Annotated in this window: 4 protein-coding genes; all 4 read right to left on the bottom strand. The window is 60.1% G+C overall.

Annotated features, from left to right (window positions below; all coding sequences use genetic code 11):
* Positions 1-584: RNA polymerase sigma factor RpoE (gene rpoE / locus KAY22_RS27800; RefSeq protein WP_296626273.1), on the bottom strand; the 584-nt coding region annotated here is incomplete at its 3' end.
* A gap of 189 nt (positions 585-773) precedes the next feature.
* Positions 774-1,712 (bottom strand): GNAT family N-acetyltransferase, encoded by a 939-nt coding sequence (locus KAY22_RS27795; RefSeq protein WP_287652435.1) that lies wholly within the window; start codon positions 1,710-1,712, stop codon positions 774-776.
* Positions 1,709-2,071: a hypothetical protein gene (locus tag KAY22_RS27790; RefSeq protein ID WP_296626272.1), complete on the bottom strand. Its 363-nt coding sequence runs from the start codon at positions 2,069-2,071 to the stop codon at positions 1,709-1,711. Before KAY22_RS27790 ends, KAY22_RS27795 begins: the two co-directional genes overlap by 4 nt.
* Positions 2,072-2,181: 110 nt before the next feature.
* On the bottom strand, positions 2,182-2,567 hold a 386-nt coding region (locus KAY22_RS27785), incomplete at its 5' end, for a Druantia anti-phage system protein DruA (protein WP_296626271.1).

Below are 2,567 nucleotides of genomic sequence, written 5' to 3'. Positions count from 1 at the left end.
GCAGAGGTGTCGAGTAGCGGCCGCAGCTTCTCGGCGACGGCCTCGCGAGCGCGGAAGATTCGCGAACGCACCGTGCCGGTCGGACAACGCATCGCCTCAGCAATTTCCTCGTAACTCAAACCTTCGATCTCACGCAGCACGATGGCGCTACGCAACTCCTCCGGCAGGGCAGCCATGGCCGCATTGATCGTTTCCCCGGTCTGCTTGGACTGCAGCAGGCTTTCCGGGGTGTTGATGTCGCGTAGGCGGCCGGCATCCTCAAAACCTTCGGCTTCTTCGGCGTCGAATTCGGTCGATGTCGGCGCGCGGCGTCCCTGGGCGACGAGATAGTTCTTGGCGGTGTTGATCGCAATCCGGTACAGCCAGGTATAGAACGCACTGTCCCCACGAAACGCGGGCAGCGCCCGATAAGCCTTGATGAACGCTTCCTGCGCAACGTCCTCGACCTCGGACTGGTCGCGTATGAAGCGCGACAACAAACGTGCGACCTTGCGTTGGTATTTCGCTACCAGCAACTCGAACGCATGTTTATCGCCCGCCTGTGCGCGTTCGACCAGCAGGTGGTCAATTTCGCGTTCGCTCATGCTCTGTGGTTTTCCTGTGGCATCCGGATATCGTCATTTGCGCCGAAGTATAGCGCAAGCGTCGAACCGCCAGCGTAACAGTGCATGACCGCTGGTTCTGACCGGCGTCCGCCTAGAATGGTTCGGGCCGGTGCCTGCGCTGTCGCCCTGTTGCCGCGCGGGCAGGGGCTCTGTCGAGTGCCGAGTGGGTCATTTTCCGAAGCGCAGGAACTGTTTGATCTTGGCTTTTATCCCGAAACGTTCCAGCGTTGCACCGAGCCACTTCGAAAACCTTTCCATGCCCAGATGACTGTATACGAGCATCGTGTTTCCGAGGGTGCGCCGCACCAGGAAGACGTTGGCACATTGCCGTTGGTGGGTCGCGAAGAGGCGTTTGTGTTCCGACTGGCCTTCGGTGAAGTCGAAGTAGCGAAAGCGTCCTTCCCTGAACAGTTGCTCCACCGCCAACCACTGCAGGACCGTGCCCACTGACATGTTCATATAGTCTGGATCGTAGCCGAGGTAAGCATAGGTGAGAACGCCATCGTGCACCGGACAGTAAAGATACGAAACCGGTCGTTCGCCGTCGAACAGGAGGTAGGCGCGTACCCGTTGCTCGGCGGCGAGCGACTCGGCGTGCGCGATAAAATCCTCGGTATCGGGAATCCCGGCATCCAGCAATCGTTCCTGATAGGTCTTCTGGGAAACCGCGCGGGCGAGCAGGAAGAACTCGTGCATCTCGTCGGGCATGGCGTAGGTTTTCCAGGCGACCGTACCGCCGCAGTGCTCGGCGTACTTCCTGACCTTGCGACTGATCGTGGACCGGGTTTTCGAGGAGAATTTCTTCTGATAGCTCTCGAAAGACATTCCCAGATCGATGTAGCAGTGTTGATACTGAAGAGGGACGTAGCAGAGGTAGCCTTCGACTTGGCTGATGACGGGCAGTTCGGCAGCTACCGGCAGTCCCCGGATCAAATATCCCTGGCTTCCTGTGGCGAGCGGTTCGGGCGGCAGAGCCGGCAGCGCTACCGGGGGCGTTTCGTCGATCAGCCGTATTGCCAGGATCTGCAGCCGAAGCGGTATGCTGAAGAGCGTCCAGTCGCTGAGTTGAAACTTGAAAGGCTGCGGACGAAATTGCCAATGATTCATCCGTACCTCCTGCGGTAGGCCTGTTCCAGTATTCTTGCGCCGGTCCTCCAGATCGGCGATCGGAGAGGGGTGGGCTGTTGCTGTAGTGCGGTCCGGGCTTGCAGGCCGTGGAAGGGACGCACGCGAAAGCTGTCCCGGTTGCGGTCGAGAAACGAGCACAGCTTGCGAAAGCGCTTGACGACCACCTCGTCCGGCCGATTCTTCGCCTCGTTGAGTAACTCGAAGTTGTGGGAAAGGATGACAAAGGCGCTTCTATCGGTCTCCAGAGCCTTCCATAGCAGGCTCTCCAGTTCGCCGTAAGAGCAGGCGGTGAGTTGGGCGTGCCGCAGGGAGCCGCTGCCGTCGTCGAACACCGTCATCGGGTACTCATGTACGCCTTCGCATTCAATGGGTTCGACGACCGTCAGGTAACTCCTCAATAACCCCGGGCGTGCGTGCATGCGCTTGGGTCGGAGCCGGAACGCTAGGGTCACCGGCAGAGCACGCGCCTGAAGTTTCGGTCGAGGGGATAGACCCAGACGGTTTTGATGGGCAGCAAGGCTTGGTGGTGGACATCGAGCTTGCCGCGACCGGTGGTTTGTCCAAGGCAGAGCCAGTTGGCCGCTCGGTAAGCGGTGCCGCGAAAGCGCTCTTGCTCGACGAAAGTTTCGAGCAAGAGCGGCCGGTAACCGTACTGGACTGGCCAGTCGGCGGCGATCTCCCGGGCTGCACGAGCCAAGATGGACGAAGCCAGATTCTTGCATTCGATCCACGGCAGGATGAGGAATCGAGCATTATTCACGACCCGGTGCAGGTGCGCCTGGCGTTGCGAGGGGGTCCAGCCGATGTAGTGGTCGCGCGGCTGGGTCTTCCAGG

This window comes from Rhizorhabdus sp., from assembly GCF_018006725.1.
Lineage (GTDB): Bacteria > Pseudomonadota > Alphaproteobacteria > Sphingomonadales > Sphingomonadaceae > Rhizorhabdus.
Note: the sequence above shows the minus strand (reverse complement) of the source record. Positions and strands in the feature narration are given on the sequence as shown.

Excerpts from the sequence above, each read along its gene's own strand:
- KAY22_RS27795 (WP_287652435.1), bottom strand. The coding sequence starts at position 1,712 with ATGAATCATTGGCAATTTCGTCCGCAGCCTTTCAAGTTTCAACTCAGC.
- KAY22_RS27790 (WP_296626272.1), bottom strand. The coding sequence starts at position 2,071 with ATGACGGTGTTCGACGACGGCAGCGGCTCCCTGCGGCACGCCCAACTC.